Here is an 18,812-nt window from a genome sequence, read left to right as displayed (position 1 = left end):
CGCCGGGGAGGGGCCTCGACCCCGGAGCGGGGCGGGAGAAACGGGACCCGCCCCCTCGCCCGGGGGCGGACCTTCACACGATCGCCCCCGCCGGAAGCGGGGCGGACACTCCCGTCGGAGACTCGATGTGTCTAGCCTCGGGGCTCGGGCCCCAACCGAACACCTCCCACCCAGCCGAAAGGTGTGCACCATGCACCGGGCACTGATCGTCGTCGACGTCCAGAACGACTTCTGCGAGGGCGGCAGCCTCGCCGTCCGGGGTGGGGCCGACGTGGCCGCGGCCATCACGGACCTGGTCGCCGACGCCACCGCCGGTTACGCCCACGTGGTCGCCACCCGCGACCACCACGTCGACCCCGGCGACCACTTCTCGGACCAGCCCGACTACGTCCACTCCTGGCCCCGGCACTGTGTGGCCGGCACCGAGGGCGTGGGCTTCCACCCCAACTTCGCCCCGGCCATAGCCTCCGGCGGCGTGGACGCCGTCTTCGACAAGGGCGCCTACACCGCCGCTTACAGCGGCTTCGAGGGCGCGGACGAGAACGGTGTGGGCCTCGCCGACTGGCTGCGCCAGCGGGACGTGACCGAGGTCGACGTGGTCGGCCTGGCCACCGACCACTGCGTACGGGCCACCGCCCTGGACGCGGCCCGTGAGGGCTTCGACACCCAGGTGCTGCTGGACCTCACAGCCGGGGTCTCCCCGGAGACCGTCGCCAAGGCCCTGGACCAGCTCCAGGAGGCCGGAGTCCGCGTCTCCCGCGCCTGAGCCCGTCCACACCCGGCCCGCCCGCCGGCGAGGCCGTTCCCGGGACCGTCGAGGAGACCGCTCGGGGCGCCCCTCGCGCTGACGCCGGGCTCCCCGGCGCCCGGCCGGACCCGGCCGGCCTCCCGTGGCGGTCAGCGACCGCCAGGCGCCGCCTCAGCCGCCGCGCCGCAGCACGGGGGCGTCGGGGAGCTGCGGGGGCTTCGGGGCGGGAGCCGGGTGGGGCGCGCGGTAGGCGGCCAGCAGATGGGCGATGGGGTGCCAGGGCTCGGCCTCGTCGACCGGGGCGGCCCGCCAGACCAGCCTCTCGGGGTGGTGCAGCACCGCGTCGATCTCCTCCGGCGTGGGCGGCTCGGCGTTGCCCTTGAGGTAGACCGCGCGGAACCCGAGGTTGCGGAGCCGGGTGAGCGCCCTGGGGCGGCTCTTGGCGTGCACCAGGACCCGTATCCACGGCTCACGGCCGGGGCGGTCCCGGGCCGAGCGCACGACCCGGACCGCGTCGGCGGCGGCCGACCAGTCCCGCAGGTGCCGTTCGATCTGCGTCTCGGGGGAGGCCGGTGCCGGCCGGCGCCCGCTTCCCGGCCGGGGCGGTTCGGGGACCGTCCTCCGGGGCCGGCCGGGGGCCGCCGCGCCGCCCCCGCCTCCCGGACGGGGCAGGGTCAGCGCCACGATCACGCTGCCGTCCGGCTGCCTGGAGAATCCGCCTCCCGCCATGTTCGGTCCTCACCCCCGGGTGTGTTTTCTTGCCGTGTCCGTCGGTCCGACCCGCCCCGCGAGAGGCGTGGTCCAGGGGGCATCTAAACGTGATCGGCCGCCGCCCGCCAGAGGGGCAACGGCCGATCATGTTTTGACCTGCAACGATGCAAATTAATTTGTGGAAGAACTCACCTGGATCGTGATCGTCTTGCCGCTACGCGGCTGCTTCACGATCTTGATCCGGGTGCCGGTGTCCGTGACCTTGGCACTGGCGGTGGGGTTCTTCTTGTCCCAGTACGTACCCTTGTGGTCGTCGAAGACGCGCACGCCCTTGTGGCCCGGGACCTTCGCCTTCTTGCCGTCCAGGTGCAGGGTGATCCCCTTGGACGGGTACCGGCTGAAGGTCGAGTCGTAGGCCTGGATGCGGTTGCGCATGACGTCGCCGTTGGCCCAGGTGTTGGGCTTGGGCTTGGAGTCGATCGGCAGGATCAGGCCCTCGCCCGGGTGGGCGCTGGTGTTGTTGTCCTGCTGGGACGTGTCCCACTGCCACAGCAGCAGACCGGTCTGGTACGGGTAGCGCTCGACCCAGTTCGGCCGCTTCTCGCCCCAGCCGAAGTTGTACGGGCCGTGCTTCAGCGACTTGTCGTAGGAGACGTACTGCCGGTTCTCGGCGATGTAGAACTGCTCGTAGTCCTTGGTGAAGGACTCGCCGATCCGGTCGAAGCCGTTGGCGGTCCAGCCGGCGTCCTCGGCCTCGGCGTCGTCCTCCACGATCGCCTTGCCGTCCGCGGTCACCTTGATGGAGTCGGCGGTGAAGCCCTTCTGGGCCAGCCCACCGTCCGTCAGGTAACGGAAGCGAAGGTCGATTTGCTTACCGGCGAACTCGTCCAGGGGGAAGGACAGGTCCTGGTACTTCTCCGAACTGCCGCTGATGGCCGGCTTGTCGCCACCGTCCCGGGGGATCGGCTTGCCGTCGGCGGTGCCGTCGATCGGGTCCCAGTTCTCGCCGCCGTCGGTGGAGACCTCGGTGTAGAGGAAGTCGTAGTTCTCCTCGATGTCCCACCAACCCCTCAGGTCCAGTTGGGCCTTGGAGGCGCCGCTGAGGTCGAGCTTGCGGCTGAGGGTGTTCTTCAGGTCGTTGCCGCTGCCGCTCCACCACTGCTTCTCACCCTGGTCGGGCTTGACGATGGTGGTGGTGACCGGCTTCTTCGGCAGCTCGACGATGACCGCCTGCGGGTTCTTGGTGTTGACCGACTGGTGGCCCAGCTTGTGCTTGGACTTGGTGGCGGCCTTGGCCGTCTCGTAGTCCAGCCAACCGAGTTGGAACTTGTCCCAGGCGTTCATGTCACCGGCCGAGTCGCCGATGGCGTCCTTGCCCTTGTTGAGCCAGGAGCCGACCGACATGATCGACCAGAAGCCGACCGAGTTCTCGCCGCCGCCACTGGTGTCGTAGTGGTCGGGCAGGCCCAGGTCGTGGCCGTACTCGTGGACGAAGACCCCGAGGCCGCCGTTCTCCGGCTGGGCGGTGTAGTCGCCGACCCAGATGCCGGTGTCACCGATCTCGGTGCCGCCGGCCTTGTTGTCGGCCGGACCGGTCTTGCCCGCGTCGGTGCCGTAGGCGTACCAGCGGTGGGCCCAGATGGCGTCCTCGCCCTGCGCGCCGCCACCGGCGGACTCGTCCTCACCGGCGTGGACGAACTGGAAGTGGTCGATGTAGCCGTCCGGCTCGTCGAAGTTGCCGTCGCCGTCGTAGTCGTAGCGGTCCCACTTGTCGTACTCGGCGAGGTTGGCCTTGATCTCCTCGTCGGTGCGACCGGCTTCCTTCTGGTCCTCCACCCACTTGTTGACGCCGTCCCGAACCGCGTCCCAGACGTTGGGGCAGTTGGTGTCGCCGCAGTGGTTGGAGCCGTAACGGGCCTCGTTGTAGTCGACCTTGACCCAGTCGGAGACCTCGCCGTCGACCGAGTAACGGCCGGAGGACTGCTTCTCGTAGTAGCTCTTGACCGAGTCCTTGGTCTTGTCCGAGAAGTAGATGTCCTGGAAGTGCTTCTTGTCGAAGTCCTTCTTCCAGTACGTGGAGTTGTCGTCCTTGCGCTCCGGCTTGGGGATCTTGTTGTGTACGGGGCCGGGGTCGCCGCCGTACTTGTCGTCCACCTTGTCGCCGAACTCCAGCAGGATGGTGAAGATCTTGTCCGTCTTCTCCCGGGCGACCTCGACGTACTTGCCGTCGTCGAGCTTCATCACCTTGGAGCCGTTGCGCTCGGTCAGGGCGCTGCGGTTCTTCTTCGCCTGCTCACCGCCCTTGGCGAGCTTCTGGAGGGCCGCCTGCCGGCGGGCGTTGTGGTCCTTGGTGAAGGGACCGTCCAGGTTGTGCTCGGCGTGGTCGTGGTCGCCCGGCTTGACGTTGGCCTTCTTGGCGCTCTCGGACTGGTCCGGGGCGCTGCCGTATGCGACCCCCACCGGCACCAGCATCGCGGCACCGGCGGCTATCGCCGCCGTCGCCAACGCGGTGCGACGAGATCTCCAGGATCTCCGGGGTCTCCGTCTGTCGTTCACGTGCGTTAGTCCTCCAGTTCACACAACGGGTTCGGTGTGATGAGTTGTCATGGAGCATCTATCGGACTCTGGCCGAAAAAGACAGGTCTTGATTTGCGGGCGCCGCTCAAGTAAGGACCCTGTGCCATCCCTTGGCCCACGCTCCGGTGGAGGTACCCGAAACGTGCGCCGATGCGCCCCCCTGTGCAACGGGCCCGTGGGACAGCTCACGCATAGCGCTCTATCGAGTCGGGCATCGGGCCCCGTAGAGTCGTGGACAGGCACGCGAGACCGTTTGACCCACGGCCCACACCCCCAACTCCCAAGGACGGAACCAGCCATGCCGCGTCCCACCGCCGCACAGCTTGCCTATGGATCGGGCACCGTCGTCCTCGCCACCCTCGCCATGTTGCTGCTGAGCGGGGCCCGTTCAGGAGCGGGCATCGTGGTGATCTGCTGTCTGGCCCTCGCCCTGGGCCTGTTCGCCGCCCTCCGCCTCCCCCGCCGTTCCGGGGTGGCACCGCTGCCCTCGGTTCCCGTCGCCCGCGAGCGTCGGCGCGCCCCGGTCACCCAGGCCCCGGCCCGGCGCTGAGCAGGCCTCTCCGGGCGCCCGGAGAGGCGCCCAAGGACGCCGAGAGACACCGAGGAACGCCTGAGACGGGCGGCCGGACTCCGGCCGCCAGGGCTCAACTCGCCTCCACCACCACGGTCTTGGCCGCCTTGTCGTGCACACACTGCTGGTACGGCTTGTCGAACACGCAGAACAGCACGTTCACCAGCCAGAACAGGGAACCGCAGCACGGCACCAGCGCCGGCAGGGAGTAGACCGAGGCGCGGAACCAGCCCGGCTGCCCGGCCGGTACGGCGCCGTTCTGCAGCATCCCGACCCTGATCCCCATGATCCGCTTGCCGACCGTCTGCCCGGTGCTGGTCAGCATCAGCCCCTCGTAGACCAGGTACACCAGGGTGTAGATGATCTGTTGCAGCGTGGAGCGCGCGGTGTCCTGGTAGTCGAAGCCGCCGATCAGGAAGAACAGCAGCGCCCCCACCGGGATGCCGACGATCAGCGCGTCGATGATCCGCGCCACCAGCCGCTTGCCCCGGGAGGCCAGCGGCGGCATCCCCGCCAACGGGTCCTGCGCTCCCCCGGCACCGCCGTAGGGGTTCTGCCCCTCTCCGAACGGTGAGCCGTACCCCCCGTACGGGGTGCCACCCTGGCCGAACGGGGGCGGCCCGGAACCGGGCGGCGGGCCCGACCCCGGAGGGCCGTATCCGGGTGGCGGCGGCCCCGAACCGGCGTGGGGGTCCGGCCCCGGGCCGGGAGTGCCCTCGGGGGGTGGCGGGTTCTCAGGCTGGTCGCTGCTCATGCCACGAGTCGACCTCGCCCGCGACCACACCGCATCCGGCACGTGGCGTTCGGGGGACGCGCCCGGCCCTCCCCCTCGGTCGCCCCCTCAGCCGAGGACACGGTCGGGAACACGGAACCGGACCGTGCCCCCGACCGGCCGGCGTCACGAACTCAGGCGCAGCTCACCGGAGTCGCCGGCGACGAAGCTGCCGGCGGCCTTGTCGTGCCAGCACTGCCGCCAGGGCTTGTCGAACACGCACCACAGCACGTTGAACAGGCCGACGACGAGCACGCCCAGCACGCCGTAGAGCAGCCAGCGCAACAGGGCGGCGCCGAAGCCGAGCGGTTCCTGCCGCTCGACGTGCAGCACCTTCAACCGGCAGATCCGCTTGCCGAGAGTGCGGCCCCAACGGGCGGTGGGCAGCGCCTCGTACAGCACGCCGAACACCAGCAGCGCGCCCAGCACGAGGGCCAGGTAGCCGCCCGTGGTGCCGTCCAGCAGCCAGATCTCCTTGGTCTCGCCGGCCCGTTCCACCGCGTCGATCTTGGCGTCCACGTGGTCGCGGACCTTCGGGACCAGCGGCAGGGCGGCGCCGGCCGTCACCAGCAGCACCACCAGGGTGTCGATCAGCCGCGCCAGCAGTCGGCGTCCCAGCCCGGCCGGCCGCGCCTGCTGGCCGGCCACGTCCTGGAACGGGTCGGAGGCCGGTGGCCGCCAGGGGGTGACCGGGCCGGCCTCGGAGGGCGAGCCCGCCCCGGACCGGGGGTAGCCGTAGCCCCCGGTCGAGGTCTGGGGCGGGAAGCCGTAGCCGCCCTGCGGGGCGCCCTGGCCCGGGTAGCCGTAACCTCCGGGGGTGGCGGGCGTCTGCGGGGGGAAGCCGTAACCGCCCTGGCCGGGGTAGCCGTAGCCGTCTCCGGGCGGGCTGACGCCCGGCCCCTGCCCCGGGTAGCCGTAGCCGGGGGAAGCGGCGGGGGCGGTGCCGGCCTCGGGCGCCGCCGGGGTGGCGGAGCGGGGGTAGCCGTAGCCCCCGGGGTCGGGGTTCTGGGGGAACAGGTCCGAACGGCGCAGGCCCACCGTCTGGTCGTGCCGGGGCGGGTCGACGCCGAGGTGGCCGGGACCGGCCGGGGGCTGGCCGCCCTCCTGACCGGGCGGCTGCGACGGCTGGGGCCCGCCCTGGGCCGGGAACGGGCCGTCGGGGTCCAGGGCACGCATCCGCATGGTGCCGCCCCCCGGGGCCTCCGACCGGGGCGGTACGCCACCCATCTGTACGGTGCCGCTGTCCTGGCCGGAGGAGGCGTACAGGTTGCGCCGCGCCTCGCTGGGGCGGAACTGGAGGGTTCCGGTGGGGTCGACGGCGGGTCCGTACCCCTCCCCCGGGTCGGTCGCGCCGGGCAGCGGCTGGGGCGGCTCGGGTTCCGGGGCGGCGGACCGCGAGGGCCCCAGGTGCATGGTGCCGGTGGCCCGCGGGTCCGGCTCCTGCCGGGAGGTTCCGGGCAGCATCCCCAGGGTGTGGTCCGGCCCCCCGGCGCCGGTCTCCTCCTCGGGGCGCTGCCAGCCTCCCCGGGGGTCCTCGCCCGTGGTGCCCCAGGGCGCTCCCTGCGCGGCCCCGCCGGCGCCCTCCCCGTGGCCGGGGTCGAGGGACTGGCCCGCGTGGTCGCCGGCCCCCCAGGCGGCTCCGCCGTCGGGTCGGCCACCGTGCAGCCGGCTGGGGTCGTCCCAGTCGATGGTGGGCGGTTCCTCGCGGCTGGCGAGGTCGTTGCGGGGGCGGAGGGCGGGCAGGCCGTCGTCGGTGCGCGCGCCCTCCGGCGAGGTGCCGTCGGCTATGCCCGCCGATGGGGGGTGTCCCGGCCCGGGGTCGGTGACCGGGCCGGTGTCGGCACCGGTGGTGCCCTCGTACAGGGCCGGCCCGCCGTCGGGGGGCGTGCCAGTGCCGGCGGGGTCGGGGGTCCGGCTCTCCGCGGGGTCGGGGTCGGTCGGGGAGTCGTGGCGTCCGGTGCGGGCCAGGAACTCCAGGGTGCCCGGCCGGGGGTCCTGGTCATCGGGCCGGGCGGCCGGGGAGTCGCCGTCCGCCCGGGACCGTGTGTCGGGCAGGCCGAGGTCGGCGCCCAGCGGCGGCTCGGGCTCGCCGGACGGCGGGTCGGGCAGGGGCTCACCCTCGCGGGGTTCGGGGCGGCTGGTGCCCGGCACCCAGGCCGTGCCGTTCCAGTACCGGATGTAACCGGGAATGGAGGGGTCCTGGTAGTAGCCGGGTACGGGGCTTTCGCCCGCGGATCCGGAGGGTGGGGAGCTCATGTCGTCCTGGTCCCGTGTCTGCTCGTCCGATGTCGCGGGCGCCACGCGGCTGTTGGGCCGGTGACACCGCTGCGCGAGAGCGCAAGTCCAACATCTACCAGACGCGGAGGACACCGTGCCCGGCCAGTTCGGGCCGTGACGCGGGCCACAGGCCCGGGCCCCGTGACGGGGTTCGGAAAAAAAGTTGGGAAACCCGTGTAAGGAAACCGGCCCACCCCCCTCTCCCTTCCGTCAGCGCCCTGACTTCCGCGAAGCGGGGCAAGCGAAACGGAAGGGAAGACGGACCATGTCCAAGGTCATTCAGAGCGAGCTGGAACTGGTGCTGGTGCTCTCGCCGGAGTCCAGTGTCAAGGTGCCGGCCCGGCTGACCTACCGGGTCGAGGAGCCGTTCGCGGTGCAGGTCACCTTTCACACCACCTCCCGGCAGCCGGTCCACTGGACCTTCGCGCGGGAGCTGCTGATCGAGGGGGTGTTCCGGCCCAGCGGCGCGGGGGACGTGCGGGTGTGGCCGGCCCGGGAGCGGGCCCGGGAACTGCTGTTCCTGGCGCTGTCCTCCCCCGAGGGCGACGCCCTCCTGGAGCTGCCGATGATGGAGGTCTCCCGGTGGCTGGAACGGACCCTGCGGGCGGTGCCGGCCGGCACCGAGTCGGACCACCTGGGTCTGGACGAGGCGCTGAACGCGTTGCTGCGGGGCACGGTGCCGGACCAGTCGCGGGACTCGGAACGGCAGGAGCGCGCGGAGCGGGAGTACCGGGACGAGGACGAGGACCAGCGGGCTCGTGAGGACTCGGAGGGCGGGGTGTGAGACCGACCGGCAACGAGACCGACCGAACAAGCCGCCGTCAACGGAACGTTGATGTGCCGTTGAGAACCCGAAGGAACACTGCGCCTCATGTCCGTCGATCACACCGAAACCGGCCCCGCCCCTCTGCACGCCGTGCCCGGCCATCGTCTCGCCCTTCGGTGGGCCGGGCCGGAAGGGGTGTCGGACACCATGCTGACGTATCAGGAGCTGCTGGATCAGGGGCGGCGGGCCGCCGCGGCACTGCGGGACCACGGGGTGGGGCCGGACGACCGGGTGGCGACCCTGCTGCCCCTGATCCCGGAGTCGGTGGTGGTGACCCTGGCCTGTGGGGCGGTGGACGCCCTCCGGGTGTCCGTGCCGTGGTTCCTGTCCCGGCATCAACTGGCCGCCCGGATAAGGGAGTCGGGTGCCCGGGTGCTGATCGTGGCGGACAGCGCCTACCGGGAGGGGAGCCCCTACCCGGTGAAGCGGATGCTGGACCGGGCGCTGGCGGACTGCCCCGAGGTGGAGTCGGTGTGGGTGATAAGGAACCTGTGCCATCCGGTGGGCTGGACGCCGGGCCGCGACCGGTGGTGGAGCGAGGTGCTCCAGTCGCGTACCCCGCACGGGGAGGACTGAGGGACCGCGAGGCCGGGGGCTTGGCCGCCGGCGGCGGTGACGGGCGTCGGGGGTCGGCCCCGAGTACGGGCGGTGGGAACCGTTCCGTGCTCCGGGCCGCCCTCGACCCCGTCGGCCCGGGAAGCGGACACGCCCCCGTGGGCGGCGGCCCGCCCGGTACGAGCGGCGGGGGCTCCCGGCCGGGCCGGGGCGTCGTGGGGCGGGTACGCCCGCCGGACGACGACGGGCCGGGGAACAGGATCTGTCCCCGGCCCGCGTTCGGGCGTCCGGCGCCCGTACCCGTCTCCCGCGTGGCGGTCAGGCCTTCTTGATGAAGCCCTCCTTGACCATCCAGTCCAGGGCCACCTGGTGGGGGTCCTCACCGTCCACGTCCACCTTGCCGTTCAGCTCCTGGGCGACGGAGTTGCTCAGCTTCTTGGTGATGGGGTCCAGGATCTTGGCGATCTCCGGGTACTTCTTCAGCGTCGGGGTGTAGATCTCCGGCGCCGCGTTGTAGAGCGGGAAGAACTTCCGGTCGTCCTCCAGGGTCCTCAGGTTCAGCGCCTTGATCCGGCCGTCCGTGGTGTAGACCTCGCCGAAGGTGCAGGAACCGCCCTTGACCTGGGTGTAGATCACGCCCGCGCTCATCTTCTTGATCTGGGACGCCGACAGCTTCAACCCGTACTTCTTGCTCATGCCCGGCAGGCCGTCGTTCCGCGCGGCGAACTCGCTCTCCACACAGACCGAGACGGCCTTGGGGTCCTTCTTCGCCAGCTTGGCCACGTCGGAGAGCGTCCGCAGCCCGTACTTCTTCTGGGTCTTCGGAGTCACCGCCAGGGCGTAGGTGTTGTTCATCGTGGAGTACGGCAGCCAGCTGACGTTGTTCCTGGCGTCCTCCTTCTTCACCGCCTCGTACATCTTCCGGGAGTCCGGGATCGGGTTCTCATGTCCCAGGTGGGTGATCCAACCGGTGCCGGTGTACTCGTACATCGCGTCGGCCGCCCCCGTACGGACGGCCTCCCGGGCGCCGATGGTGCCCTGGATGTTGGTCTTGTCGATCACCGTGGCCCCGGCGGCCTGGAAGGCCAGGCCCATGATGTTGCCGAGGATGATCTGCTCGGTGAACTCCTTGGAGGTCACCGTCAGTTCGGCCCCCTCCAGGGGCTTGCCCTTGCCGATGGAGCCGGGCTCCACGTCGTCGGTCATCGGGCTGCCGCTGACCAGCCCGCAGCCGGCGAGCAGCGAGGACGACAACAGCAGTACCGACCAGCGACGAAGACGACCGGCCCTGACCGTGCGGACGCTCATGACCGCACCTCCAATCCCTTGGGCCGGAGCAGCAGTTCGGCGACTCCCGCCAGCCAGTCGACGAGCAGTGCCAGCGCCACGGCCAGGATGGAGCCGAGGAAGAGCACCGGCATCCGCTGGTTGGTGATACCGGCGGCGATCAGGTCACCCAGACCGCCACCGCCGCCGAAGGTGGCCAGGGTCGCGGTGCCGACGTTCAGCACCAGCGCGTTGCGCACCCCGGCGAGGATCAGCGGTACGGCCAGCGGCAGCTCGACCCGGCGCAGTACCTCCCAGGGTGACATGCCGATGCCCTTGGCGGCCTCGGTGAGCTGGGGGTCGATGGCCTGGAGGCCGGCGATGGTGTTGGCCAGCACCGGCAGCGCGGCGTAGATGACGATGCCGATGATCGCGGTGTTGGCGCCGATGCCCAGCCAGATGACCAGCAGCACCAGCAGACCCAGCGCGGGCACCGCCTGCCCGAGGTTGGCGACGGCCAGGACGTACGGCCCGGCCTTGCGCAGCGAGCGACGGGTCAGGGCGATGCCCAGCGGGATGGCGATGATCAGCACCAGCACCGTGGAGATCGCGGTCAGTTCGATGTGCTCACGCACCCGGGCCCAGACGTTGCCCTCGATGGACTGCCGGGAGATGGAGTCCAGGTCGGCGCCCCGGAACCACAACCAGGTGGCGATCATGGCGACGGCCACCAGGCCGGGCACGATGGCCAACCGCTGCCAGGTGAGCCGGTCCAGCACCCGTTCGCCGGTGGCCGGCGCCTGGTCCTTCTCCCGCGCCTCGCGCTCCAGCTCGGCGACCAGGGCGCGGTCCTTCTCCCGGTGCTCGGCCGGACGGTCCTGGGGATGCTCCGTCGGCGGCTGTGGGGGCCTCTCTCTACTCACAGGCCCTCCTGTTCCTCGCCGGTCTGCCGCGCCCGGTGCTCGGCCAGCTCCTGGGCGTGGTCCCGGGCGTCCATCCGGTCCGCCTCCAGCAGCTCGTGCACCGAGTTCATCAGCGTCTCCAGGTCGACCACGCCGACGTACTCGCCCCGGCGCCCGGTCACCGGAACGCGGCCGGAGTTGTCGGTGAGCACCGCCTCCAGGGCGTCCCGCAGGGTGGCGTCCCGGGTGACGGTGTCGTGCACCGGGGTACCGGCGCGGGCCAGGGAGCCCTTGACGAGGCCGAGGTCGTTGCGCCGCAGCCACTTGTGGGGGCGGTCGCGGTTGTCCAGCACCAGCACCTCGTTGGTGGAGCCGGAACGCAGGACGTCGAAGACGTTCTGCAACGGCTCCTCGGTGGTGACGGTCGGGAAGTCGACGATCTCCACGTCCCGCACCCGGCTGAGGTTGAGCCGCTTGAGGGCGGCGCCGGCCCCGACGAAGCCGGAGACGAAGTCGTCGGCCGGGTTGGTGAGGATGGACTCGGGGGTGTCGAACTGGGCGATGTGGGAGCGCTCGCGGAGCACCGCGATACGGTCCCCCAGCTTGATGGCCTCGTCGAAGTCGTGGGTGACGAAGACGATGGTCTTGTGCAGCTCGTGCTGGAGCCGGATCAGCTCGTCCTGGAGGTGGTCACGGGTGATGGGGTCGACGGCGCCGAAGGGCTCGTCCATCAGCAGTACCGGCGGGTCGGCGGCCAACGCCCGTGCCACGCCCACGCGTTGCTGCTGTCCACCGGACAGCTGGCGGGGGTAGCGGCCCCGGAACTCGGCGGGGTCCAGCCCGACCAGGTCGAGCATCTCCTCCACCCGGTCGCGGACCTTGTTGCCGTTCCAGCCGATCATCTTGGGCACCAGGGCGATGTTCTGGGCCACCGTCATGTGCGGGAACAGGCCGGAGGACTGGATGGCGTAGCCGACGTTGCGGCGCAGCCGTACCGGGTCCATGTCGGTGACGTCCTCACCGCCGATGCGGATGCGGCCGGAGGACGGCTCGATCAGACGGTTGATCATCTTGAGGGTGGTGGACTTCCCACACCCCGAGGGGCCCACCAGGATGACCGTTTCGCCGGCTTCGATGTTCATGTGGACGTTGTCCACGGCGGGTGACGCGCTGCCCGGGTACTTCTTGGTGAGCCCCTCCAGCTGGATGCTGGCGCCGGAGGCCTTGCCGTTGCCGTTGGCCGCGCCGTTGGTGACGGAGTTTCTGGTGGACTCGCTGGTCTGGGTGGTCTCAGGCACGGATCCCCCTCGGGATGGTCAGACGCCCGATGAGGACGTACGCGGCGTCGAAGAGCAGCGCGAGGATGACGATCCCCAGCGTGCCCGCGAGCACCTGGTTGAGAGCGTTGGCGCTGCCCAGGGAGGCGACGCCTCGGAAGATGAGGTTGCCCAGCCCCGGTCCCGAGGCGAAGGCGGCGATGGCGGCGATGCCCATCAGCATCTGGGTGGAGACCCGGATGCCGGTGAGGATCGGGGGCCAGGCCAGGGGCAGTTCGACCCGCAGCAGTTGGGCGAGGCGCGACATGCCGATTCCTCGCGCCGCGTCCACCAGCTGCGGGTCGACTCCGCGAAGCCCGACGATGGCGTTGCGCACGATGGGCAGGAGTCCGTAGAGGGTCAGTGCGATGACCGTGGGGGCGACCCCGAGCCCCACGATGGGAACGAGCAGACCGATCATGGCCAGCGAGGGAATGGTGAGGATGGTCGCGGTGGTGGCGGTGGCGAGGTTGCCGGCCAGTTCACTGCGGTAGGTGGCGACGCCGATCAGTACGCCGATGATGGTGGCCAGCACCATGCACTGGAACACGGCACTGGCGTGCTGGAACGCGTCGGTCAGCAACTGCTGGTGACGGCTTTCCAGAAACTCCCAGAAGTTCACCCAGCTCGCCCCCGTTCTTTGAGTCTTGCCATCGGTCGTTCTCCGGTCCTTGGTCGTTCGTTGGTCGACTCCGTTGTAGTACGTCGATCGGGGTTTGGCGCGTTCCGTTACCGGATCAGTCGTGAATGTTCGCGCTGACTAGGGAGCTGCCTGACGCACCAGGGGGACCATTCGCATCGGGACCGGGTTCTCCATGACAATGGCCGTGGACGCTCGCACAATGCCGTCAAAGCCCACAACCCGGTCGATGACCTGCTGGAGGTCGGCGTTGGAGCGGGCCACGATGCGGCAGAGCATGTCGCCCTCGCCGGTGATGGTGTGCAGCTCCAGCACCTCCGGCACCGAGGTGAGGTGAACCCGCACGTCAGGGCCCTGCCCCTGTTTGATCTCCAGGGTGGCGAAGGCGGTGACCGGGTAGCCGATGGCGGCCGGGTCGACGTCCGGGCCGAAGCCACGTATCACCCCGGTGGCGCGCATCCGGTCCAGCCTGGCCTGGACGGTGCCCCGGGCCACCCCCAGACGTCGGGAGGCCTCCAGCACCCCTATCCGGGGTTCCTCGGTGAGCAGTTCCAGCAGCCGGCCGTCGAGTCGGTCGATGCTCATCCCGGTTCCTTTCGCGGGTGCCCGAAGGTCGCCGGACGGGCTACGCAGGCTGTACAGATCACCTGGGAGTTCCGGCATCCGACTGGACAGGTTGTCCAGTGTTCACGGTAACCATTGCGCACCTTGCAAAACAGGTTCAGCCTGCTGACATGACTGAGTCCCAGAACCTCCCCCTCACTCCGCCGCAGAACGACCCGTTCCCGGTGAAGGGCATGGACGCCGTCGTCTTCGCGGTCGGCAACGCCAAGCAGGCCGCCCACTACTACTCGACCGCCTTCGGCATGAAGCTGGTCGCCTACTCCGGTCCCGAGAACGGCAGCCGGGAGATCGCCAGCTACGTACTGGAGTCGGGCTCGGCCCGGTTCGTCTTCCAGTCCGTGATCAAGCCGACCACCGACCACGGGCGCTTCCTCGCCGACCACGTGGCCGAGCACGGTGACGGGGTGGTCGACCTGGCCATCGAGGTACCGGACGTACGGGCCGCCTACGCCTACGCCACCGGCCAGGGCGCGACCGGGCTGGAGGAGCCGTACGAGGTCAAGGACGAGGACGGGCTGGTGGTCCGCGCGGCCATCGCCACCTACGGCAAGACCCGCCACACCCTGGTCGAGCGCGGCGAGTACCAGGGCGTCTACCTGCCCGGGTACGAGCCGGCCGAGCCCCTGGTGGCACCGCCGGCCAAGCGCACCTTCCAGGCGATCGACCACTGCGTGGGCAACGTCGAACTCGGCCGGATGAACGAGTGGGTGGAGTTCTACAACAAGGTCCTGGGCTTCACCAACATGAAGGAGTTCGTGGGCGACGACATCGCCACCGAGTACTCCGCCCTGATGTCCAAGGTGGTGGCGGACGGCACCAAGAAGGTGAAGTTCCCCATCAACGAGCCGGCCGTGGCGAAGAAGAAGTCGCAGATCGACGAGTACCTGGAGTTCTACGGCGGCCCCGGCGTGCAGCACATCGCCCTGGCCACCAACGACATCGTCTCCACGGTGCGCGCCATGCGGGCGAACGGCGTGCGGTTCCTGGACGTCCCCGACTCCTACTACGACACCCTCGGCGAGTGGGTGGGCGACACCCGGGTGCCCATCGACGAGCTGCGGGAGCTGAAGATCCTGGCCGACCGGGACGAGGACGGCTACCTGCTGCAGATCTTCACCAAGCCGGTGCAGGACCGGCCGACCGTGTTCTTCGAGATGATCGAGCGCCACGGGTCGATGGGCTTCGGCAAGGGCAACTTCAAGGCCCTGTTCGAGGCGATCGAGCGCGAGCAGGACAAGCGCGGCAACCTGTGACGAAGGGCTGACGCCCGTTCCGGGGCCCGATCCCGCCAGGGGTCGGGCCCCTCGTCACGCCTGGGCGTGGGGGCCTACGTGTAGGGCACGACCACGACCTGTACGTCGTCCTCGTAGACGACTCGGCCGGGGTCGGTGGAACACACCCGACGGCAGGCGACCCCGTGGGCAGCGAGGATGTCGAGGTAGCCCGACACCCGTTCCAGCAGGTGCCCAGCCGACGACCTGAACCACGCCGCCGCGCCGGGGTTGATCCGGTGGTCGTAGACGCGGGGGTCGATGGTCGAGGGGTCGGCGTACGCGGCGTCGTACCAGCTGTTGTGGGTGCGGCGGAAACGTTCCTGACGCTGGGTCAACTTCCCTTCCCGCGCCAGGGTGTTGACGAGGCCGAAGACTCCCGTGAAGTGGCCACGCTCGTTCCGGTGCGGCGACTCGAACCGTACGTAGTGCATGGTCTCCCTGGCTGTGTCGGTCATTACGGCCGGAGGGGTCACCGCACTCGGCCCACGAGGTCGACGGCGATCACCACGGGCTTGTTCTGCCTGATCGTATACAGACGCGGTACCGCCCGGCGTACAGCCGATACCTGCCGCCCCCGCAGTCCAACGCGCCGGAGGGGCGGGGATCACGCGGCAACAGGTTGACGCTGTCGAGGACCTGGTCGACACCCGCTGGGTCGTCCTTGCCGTATCGGGCCAGGGCGTTCTTCGCGGGCCGCTCCCACTTGACCTGGCTCACGAGGTCATCCGCCCCTTCGACTCGTCCCGCGGTTCCTCGGTGGTCATCGAGGAAGCGGTACCGCGCTGCCGGTCCCACTCCCCCTGGAGCAGCCCGAGAGCGTCCTCCAGCACTTCGAGAACGGCCTGGGAGATCACCACCGCGACGGTCTCGCCGTTGTCGTCGGTCAACGACAGGTTCCTGGCCTCGTGGGCGAAGGTCAGCGCCCGCCCCGTGTCCAGAGCCGGGGCGTCACCATCCGCCTCACGGCGCGCGAGGTCGTCACGGGTCCGGGCCACGTAGCGGGCGACCGCTTGCAGTTGCCGGGCCGCGTCCGGGATGGAGAGGGTGGCCACCGGCCCCTGGCGTACATAACCGTCGAACTGTGCGGGATCCATGCGTTCACCTTTGCAGAACACGAAAACGACTGGGAAAGAGTGCCTGGCCAGGAGTACGTCCGCCTGACGCGTCGCGGCCTCCCAGCCTGGCCGGCCGCTCCCCCGGGCCCGGCTTCGGGTGAAGTCGGGCCCGGGGGGCGGGAGTTGGGGAGGTTCGTCCCGGGGTTCAGGAGGTGGCTTCCAGGGGGTACGGCGGGTCCTCCGAGTGGACGGAACGGGCACCCTGTGGCCTCCAGGTAGCGTCTGGTCCCCCGTTGAGCCGGCTTCGGCTCGGAATCAGAGGGCTTTCCGGTGCTCAGCCCAGCGCCGGGAGGCGTTGAGGAGCACGGCCGTCCAGGGGTCGGGGTCGGCTCCCGCGATCTCTTCCCACAGGTTCGCGGTGGCCAACGCGAAAGCCTCGATGGCTTCCGGCGCCGCTGTCCCCCAGGCGGGAACGCGTCCGGCCCAGGTCTCCGCCGACCAGGGCTCGTGTCTGCCTGCCGCCATGAGCCACACCACCCAGTGGGCCGCGTCCAGCCACGCAGCTCCACGAGACGCCCACGCCCAGTCGACGAGATGGGCACGCTGGTCCACCAAGACGTTCTCGTTGTTCAGGTCCGTGTGGATCAGCGACTCGCCCTCGAAGTACTCGACGTCAGCCGGCTTGGCCACGTACGACTCAAGGCGTTGTTCAGCACGCCGCAAGTCGATGTCGGGACAGGGGACTTCCCCCAGGCGGCACAGCAGATCCCCGACCTTGGGGAGATCCGCGGATCCCGGTGAGTAGTCGGCGTGACGACCTTCCAGGGCCTCGAAGCCCAGAAGCACCCACCCAGCCGCTTCCACCTTCCAGAGAAGGGCGGGCGCCACCCCGCGAAGGTAGGGGTTCACCTCGGCTTCCCGGTGCTGCGTCCACACACGCCGGTGATCGGCCCGAAGTCCCTTGACGAAGAAGGCGCTGTCAGGGGTGAACACACGCGCGGCGATCTCGCTGTTGAAGCCGTGGCTGACCGTCTCGATTCTGACGATCTCGCCCGCATGGGATTCGACACCCGTGATCGCGGCGCGTGGTAGACCGTCGAACGGCACGCGTTCAGTTGCCACGGTTCCCAGACTCTCCCTCGACGACCCGTACGGGCCCCTCGGCGAGTGAACGCCACGGAGCCCGCACGGATCCTACGGGGCGTACCTGGAAGGGTGTTTACCGGTACGGGTTGTCGTCGTTGCACCCCGGTGTAGTGCCCTCGGTGAGCGATTCCACGTCGTCCACAATCACCGGCCGCGATGGTTCGGTGCGATTCTCGGGGACGGCCGGTACCGGAATCAGCCCCGTGGGATGGGATGCGATCTCCACAGCTACGGAACTCATAGCGCATCATCTCCATTTCCGTGTTGGCAGTAGGTGTTCAGTGGCGCCTTCGCCTCCTGATACGCCTTGGCAAGTGGCCGACATACTCGGCACGTTGCCGAGAGCCGGCAGCCGCCACAGCCGCCGGAGCGAAGCATTTGGGCATCTGCGATAGCCGGCAGACGCGTAAGACCAGCCAGCCCTTCGACCATGAGGTTTACGGGATTCTCTCGGCCGACCTTGCACATGGTGGCGAACCCGTAAGGATCCACATGAAAGAAGGTGTGGCCAGCGGGACACCCCTGGAAGACCGTGGACTTGTCCAGGAATCCGGGGGCCTGCGCAGCGAGCGGCTCAGGGTTGCCGTCGTAGGTTGGAGACATGTTGGCGTACTCGCTGTACGCCGCTGCGTACTCGTCAGCGATTTTCCGCATGGCTTCCAACTCGTGCACGTTATGCCTGGTGATGATCAACGCGAGATCGAGCGAGACTCCCGCCTCTTTGGCGGCTTTCAGTCCCTTCATGAGCAACCTGTAGGCACCCGGTTTACGCGTGAGGGAGTCGAAACTCTCAGAACTCGCGCCGTAGAGAGACACGGTCACCTTGTGTGCCGGCATGGCGGAGAGAAGGTCGATGATTTCTGGCCTGTGCAGCCGAGATCCGTTCGTCAGAATCTCGATGAACATTCCCAATCCGTAGGCCTTCCGGTAGGAATGGGCGAAGTCACGGTCAATCGTGGGTTCTCCACCGGTGAACTGAAGCCACAACACTCCGGCGTCGCGGAGCAGGAGGAGAAGCCGGTCCTTCTCCTCCCGTGGCAGACCCTCGAACTTCCGCTCAGCAAGGTAGCAGTGCTCACAGTTGAAGTTGCACCCCTTGTTGATTTCCCATGTGGCTCGGCTGTAATTCAACGGAGTGAGGGGGCGCACCAGAACACAGTCCTTCACAGCCCGCCCGGAGATTTCGATCCCCCACGCCTGCCGCGCGCCGTCGGCCAGCCATCGGGGTACCACACGCTCCTTGCCCAGGGCGTCGAAAAGCTCCTTGTGCATGGCGTACGGAATCTGCATCCCCCGACGAGCACCGGGGCGCCCGACAATGAATTTCTCGCCTTGTGGGCTGGCGATCACCTGATACATGGAAGTCCTCCGGGGAGCTGGTCACGCACACGCCCTGTGCGACCGGGTACGGGTAACTCGAATTGCGCATCCGCTGCACCGAAGCGGGAAAACGCGCGCGGAAATCCACGACGAGAATGACCCCGGGGACGCGGCCATATCCACAAGCACGTCAGTCGTCCGCGCCGCCCCCCGGGCCCGACTTCACCCGAAG

Annotated in this window: 19 protein-coding genes; 5 read left to right on the top strand and 14 right to left on the bottom strand. The window is 69.5% G+C overall.

From position 1 onward, the window contains the following. Positions 1–190 precede the first annotated feature (190 nt). Positions 191–766: an isochorismatase family protein gene (locus tag ABZT14_RS03250; protein WP_356296132.1), complete on the top strand. Its 576-nt coding sequence runs from the start codon at positions 191–193 to the stop codon at positions 764–766. A 153-nt stretch (positions 767–919) separates the two neighbouring features. Here ABZT14_RS03250 and ABZT14_RS03245 read toward each other — a convergent pair whose 3' ends face one another. Continuing rightward, positions 920–1,249: a hypothetical protein gene (locus ABZT14_RS03245; RefSeq protein WP_356297036.1), complete on the bottom strand. Its 330-nt coding sequence runs from the start codon at positions 1,247–1,249 to the stop codon at positions 920–922. Between the two features lie 381 nt (positions 1,250–1,630). Further along, positions 1,631–3,931, bottom strand: a complete 2,301-nt coding sequence (locus ABZT14_RS03240) for an immune inhibitor A domain-containing protein (protein ID WP_356297034.1) — start codon at positions 3,929–3,931, stop codon at positions 1,631–1,633. A gap of 403 nt (positions 3,932–4,334) precedes the next feature. Here ABZT14_RS03240 and ABZT14_RS03235 point away from each other — a divergent pair, with 403 nt between their 5' ends. Further along, a complete protein-coding gene (locus tag ABZT14_RS03235) occupies positions 4,335–4,586 on the top strand; it encodes a hypothetical protein (protein WP_356296129.1) in 252 nt (83 codons plus the stop codon). A 94-nt stretch (positions 4,587–4,680) separates the two neighbouring features. Here ABZT14_RS03235 and ABZT14_RS03230 read toward each other — a convergent pair whose 3' ends face one another. Next, entirely contained in the window at positions 4,681–5,361 is a 681-nt protein-coding gene (locus ABZT14_RS03230; protein ID WP_356296126.1) for an RDD family protein, read from the bottom strand. Positions 5,362–5,505: 144 nt separating this feature from the next. After that, positions 5,506–7,635, bottom strand: a complete 2,130-nt coding sequence (locus tag ABZT14_RS03225; RefSeq protein ID WP_356296124.1) for an RDD family protein — start codon at positions 7,633–7,635, stop codon at positions 5,506–5,508. 286 nt (positions 7,636–7,921) lie between these two features. On the opposite strand from ABZT14_RS03225, the gene ABZT14_RS03220 reads away from it, so the two are divergent. Next, positions 7,922–8,440: an SsgA family sporulation/cell division regulator gene (locus tag ABZT14_RS03220; protein ID WP_356296121.1), complete on the top strand. Its 519-nt coding sequence runs from the start codon at positions 7,922–7,924 to the stop codon at positions 8,438–8,440. An 87-nt stretch (positions 8,441–8,527) separates the two neighbouring features. Continuing rightward, complete coding sequence (locus ABZT14_RS03215) at positions 8,528–9,058, top strand: AMP-binding protein (protein WP_356296118.1); 531 nt, start codon at positions 8,528–8,530, stop codon at positions 9,056–9,058. A gap of 297 nt (positions 9,059–9,355) precedes the next feature. Here the strand turns inward: ABZT14_RS03215 and ABZT14_RS03210 are convergent, their stop codons facing one another. The 5 genes from ABZT14_RS03210 to ABZT14_RS03190 all read right to left on the bottom strand — a co-directional run bounded on the left by ABZT14_RS03210 (position 9,356) and on the right by ABZT14_RS03190 (position 13,746). Further along, on the bottom strand, positions 9,356–10,345 hold the full coding sequence (locus ABZT14_RS03210) for a glycine betaine ABC transporter substrate-binding protein (RefSeq protein ID WP_356296115.1): 990 nt from the start codon (positions 10,343–10,345) through the stop codon (positions 9,356–9,358). Beyond that, a complete protein-coding gene (locus ABZT14_RS03205; protein ID WP_356296112.1) occupies positions 10,342–11,226 on the bottom strand; it encodes an ABC transporter permease in 885 nt (294 codons plus the stop codon). The genes ABZT14_RS03210 and ABZT14_RS03205 overlap by 4 nt, the downstream gene beginning before the upstream one ends. Further along, entirely contained in the window at positions 11,223–12,413 is a 1,191-nt protein-coding gene (locus ABZT14_RS03200; RefSeq protein WP_356297031.1) for a betaine/proline/choline family ABC transporter ATP-binding protein, read from the bottom strand. Before ABZT14_RS03200 ends, ABZT14_RS03205 begins: the two co-directional genes overlap by 4 nt. Before the next feature lie 82 nt (positions 12,414–12,495). After that, positions 12,496–13,143, bottom strand: coding sequence for an ABC transporter permease (locus ABZT14_RS03195; protein ID WP_356296108.1), 648 nt, complete (start codon positions 13,141–13,143; stop codon positions 12,496–12,498). Positions 13,144–13,281: 138 nt separating this feature from the next. Further along, positions 13,282–13,746 carry an Lrp/AsnC family transcriptional regulator gene (locus ABZT14_RS03190; protein ID WP_356296106.1) on the bottom strand — a complete coding sequence of 155 codons (465 nt, stop codon included), beginning with the start codon at positions 13,744–13,746 and terminating at the stop codon, positions 13,282–13,284. Positions 13,747–13,895: 149 nt separating this feature from the next. Between ABZT14_RS03190 and hppD the strand changes: the two genes are divergently transcribed. Beyond that, a complete protein-coding gene (gene hppD / locus ABZT14_RS03185) occupies positions 13,896–15,038 on the top strand; it encodes a 4-hydroxyphenylpyruvate dioxygenase (protein WP_356296104.1) in 1,143 nt (380 codons plus the stop codon). Between the two features lie 74 nt (positions 15,039–15,112). On the opposite strand, the gene ABZT14_RS03180 is transcribed toward hppD, so the two are convergent. The 5 genes from ABZT14_RS03180 to ABZT14_RS03160 all read right to left on the bottom strand — a co-directional run bounded on the left by ABZT14_RS03180 (position 15,113) and on the right by ABZT14_RS03160 (position 18,619). Next, complete coding sequence (locus tag ABZT14_RS03180; RefSeq protein WP_356296101.1) at positions 15,113–15,514, bottom strand: hypothetical protein; 402 nt, start codon at positions 15,512–15,514, stop codon at positions 15,113–15,115. Positions 15,515–15,560: 46 nt separating this feature from the next. After that, positions 15,561–15,776, bottom strand: coding sequence for a hypothetical protein (locus ABZT14_RS03175; protein ID WP_356296098.1), 216 nt, complete (start codon positions 15,774–15,776; stop codon positions 15,561–15,563). Beyond that, positions 15,773–16,153, bottom strand: coding sequence for a hypothetical protein (locus ABZT14_RS03170; RefSeq protein ID WP_356296095.1), 381 nt, complete (start codon positions 16,151–16,153; stop codon positions 15,773–15,775). Before ABZT14_RS03170 ends, ABZT14_RS03175 begins: the two co-directional genes overlap by 4 nt. Positions 16,154–16,429: 276 nt before the next feature. Next, positions 16,430–17,236, bottom strand: coding sequence for an aminoglycoside phosphotransferase (locus ABZT14_RS03165; RefSeq protein WP_356296092.1), 807 nt, complete (start codon positions 17,234–17,236; stop codon positions 16,430–16,432). Positions 17,237–17,497: 261 nt separating this feature from the next. Further along, positions 17,498–18,619, bottom strand: a complete 1,122-nt coding sequence (locus ABZT14_RS03160) for a radical SAM protein (RefSeq protein ID WP_356296089.1) — start codon at positions 18,617–18,619, stop codon at positions 17,498–17,500. Between the last annotated feature and the right edge of the window lie 193 nt (positions 18,620–18,812).

This window comes from Streptomyces sp. NPDC005438 (assembly GCF_040606315.1).
Classification (GTDB): Bacteria; Actinomycetota; Actinomycetes; order Streptomycetales; family Streptomycetaceae; genus Streptomyces.
The sequence above is the reverse complement of the archived record's forward strand: the minus strand, read 5'-3'. Positions and strand labels throughout refer to the sequence as shown.

What these genes read in the sequence shown, in the direction of transcription:
- ABZT14_RS03250 (WP_356296132.1), top strand. Translation starts at nt 191, where the DNA reads ATGCACCGGGCACTGATCGTCGTCGACGTCCAGAACGACTTCTGCGAG.
- ABZT14_RS03240 (WP_356297034.1), bottom strand. Translation starts at nt 3,931, where the DNA reads ATGCTGGTGCCGGTGGGGGTCGCATACGGCAGCGCCCCGGACCAGTCC.
- ABZT14_RS03235 (WP_356296129.1), top strand. Translation starts at nt 4,335, where the DNA reads ATGCCGCGTCCCACCGCCGCACAGCTTGCCTATGGATCGGGCACCGTC.
- ABZT14_RS03230 (WP_356296126.1), bottom strand. Translation starts at nt 5,361, where the DNA reads ATGAGCAGCGACCAGCCTGAGAACCCGCCACCCCCCGAGGGCACTCCC.
- ABZT14_RS03225 (WP_356296124.1), bottom strand. Translation starts at nt 7,635, where the DNA reads ATGAGCTCCCCACCCTCCGGATCCGCGGGCGAAAGCCCCGTACCCGGC.
- ABZT14_RS03220 (WP_356296121.1), top strand. Translation starts at nt 7,922, where the DNA reads ATGTCCAAGGTCATTCAGAGCGAGCTGGAACTGGTGCTGGTGCTCTCG.
- ABZT14_RS03215 (WP_356296118.1), top strand. Translation starts at nt 8,528, where the DNA reads ATGTCCGTCGATCACACCGAAACCGGCCCCGCCCCTCTGCACGCCGTG.
- ABZT14_RS03210 (WP_356296115.1), bottom strand. Translation starts at nt 10,345, where the DNA reads ATGAGCGTCCGCACGGTCAGGGCCGGTCGTCTTCGTCGCTGGTCGGTA.
- ABZT14_RS03190 (WP_356296106.1), bottom strand. Translation starts at nt 13,746, where the DNA reads ATGAGCATCGACCGACTCGACGGCCGGCTGCTGGAACTGCTCACCGAG.
- hppD (WP_356296104.1), top strand. Translation starts at nt 13,896, where the DNA reads ATGACTGAGTCCCAGAACCTCCCCCTCACTCCGCCGCAGAACGACCCG.
- ABZT14_RS03180 (WP_356296101.1), bottom strand. Translation starts at nt 15,514, where the DNA reads ATGACCGACACAGCCAGGGAGACCATGCACTACGTACGGTTCGAGTCG.
- ABZT14_RS03170 (WP_356296095.1), bottom strand. Translation starts at nt 16,153, where the DNA reads ATGGATCCCGCACAGTTCGACGGTTATGTACGCCAGGGGCCGGTGGCC.
- ABZT14_RS03160 (WP_356296089.1), bottom strand. Translation starts at nt 18,619, where the DNA reads ATGTATCAGGTGATCGCCAGCCCACAAGGCGAGAAATTCATTGTCGGG.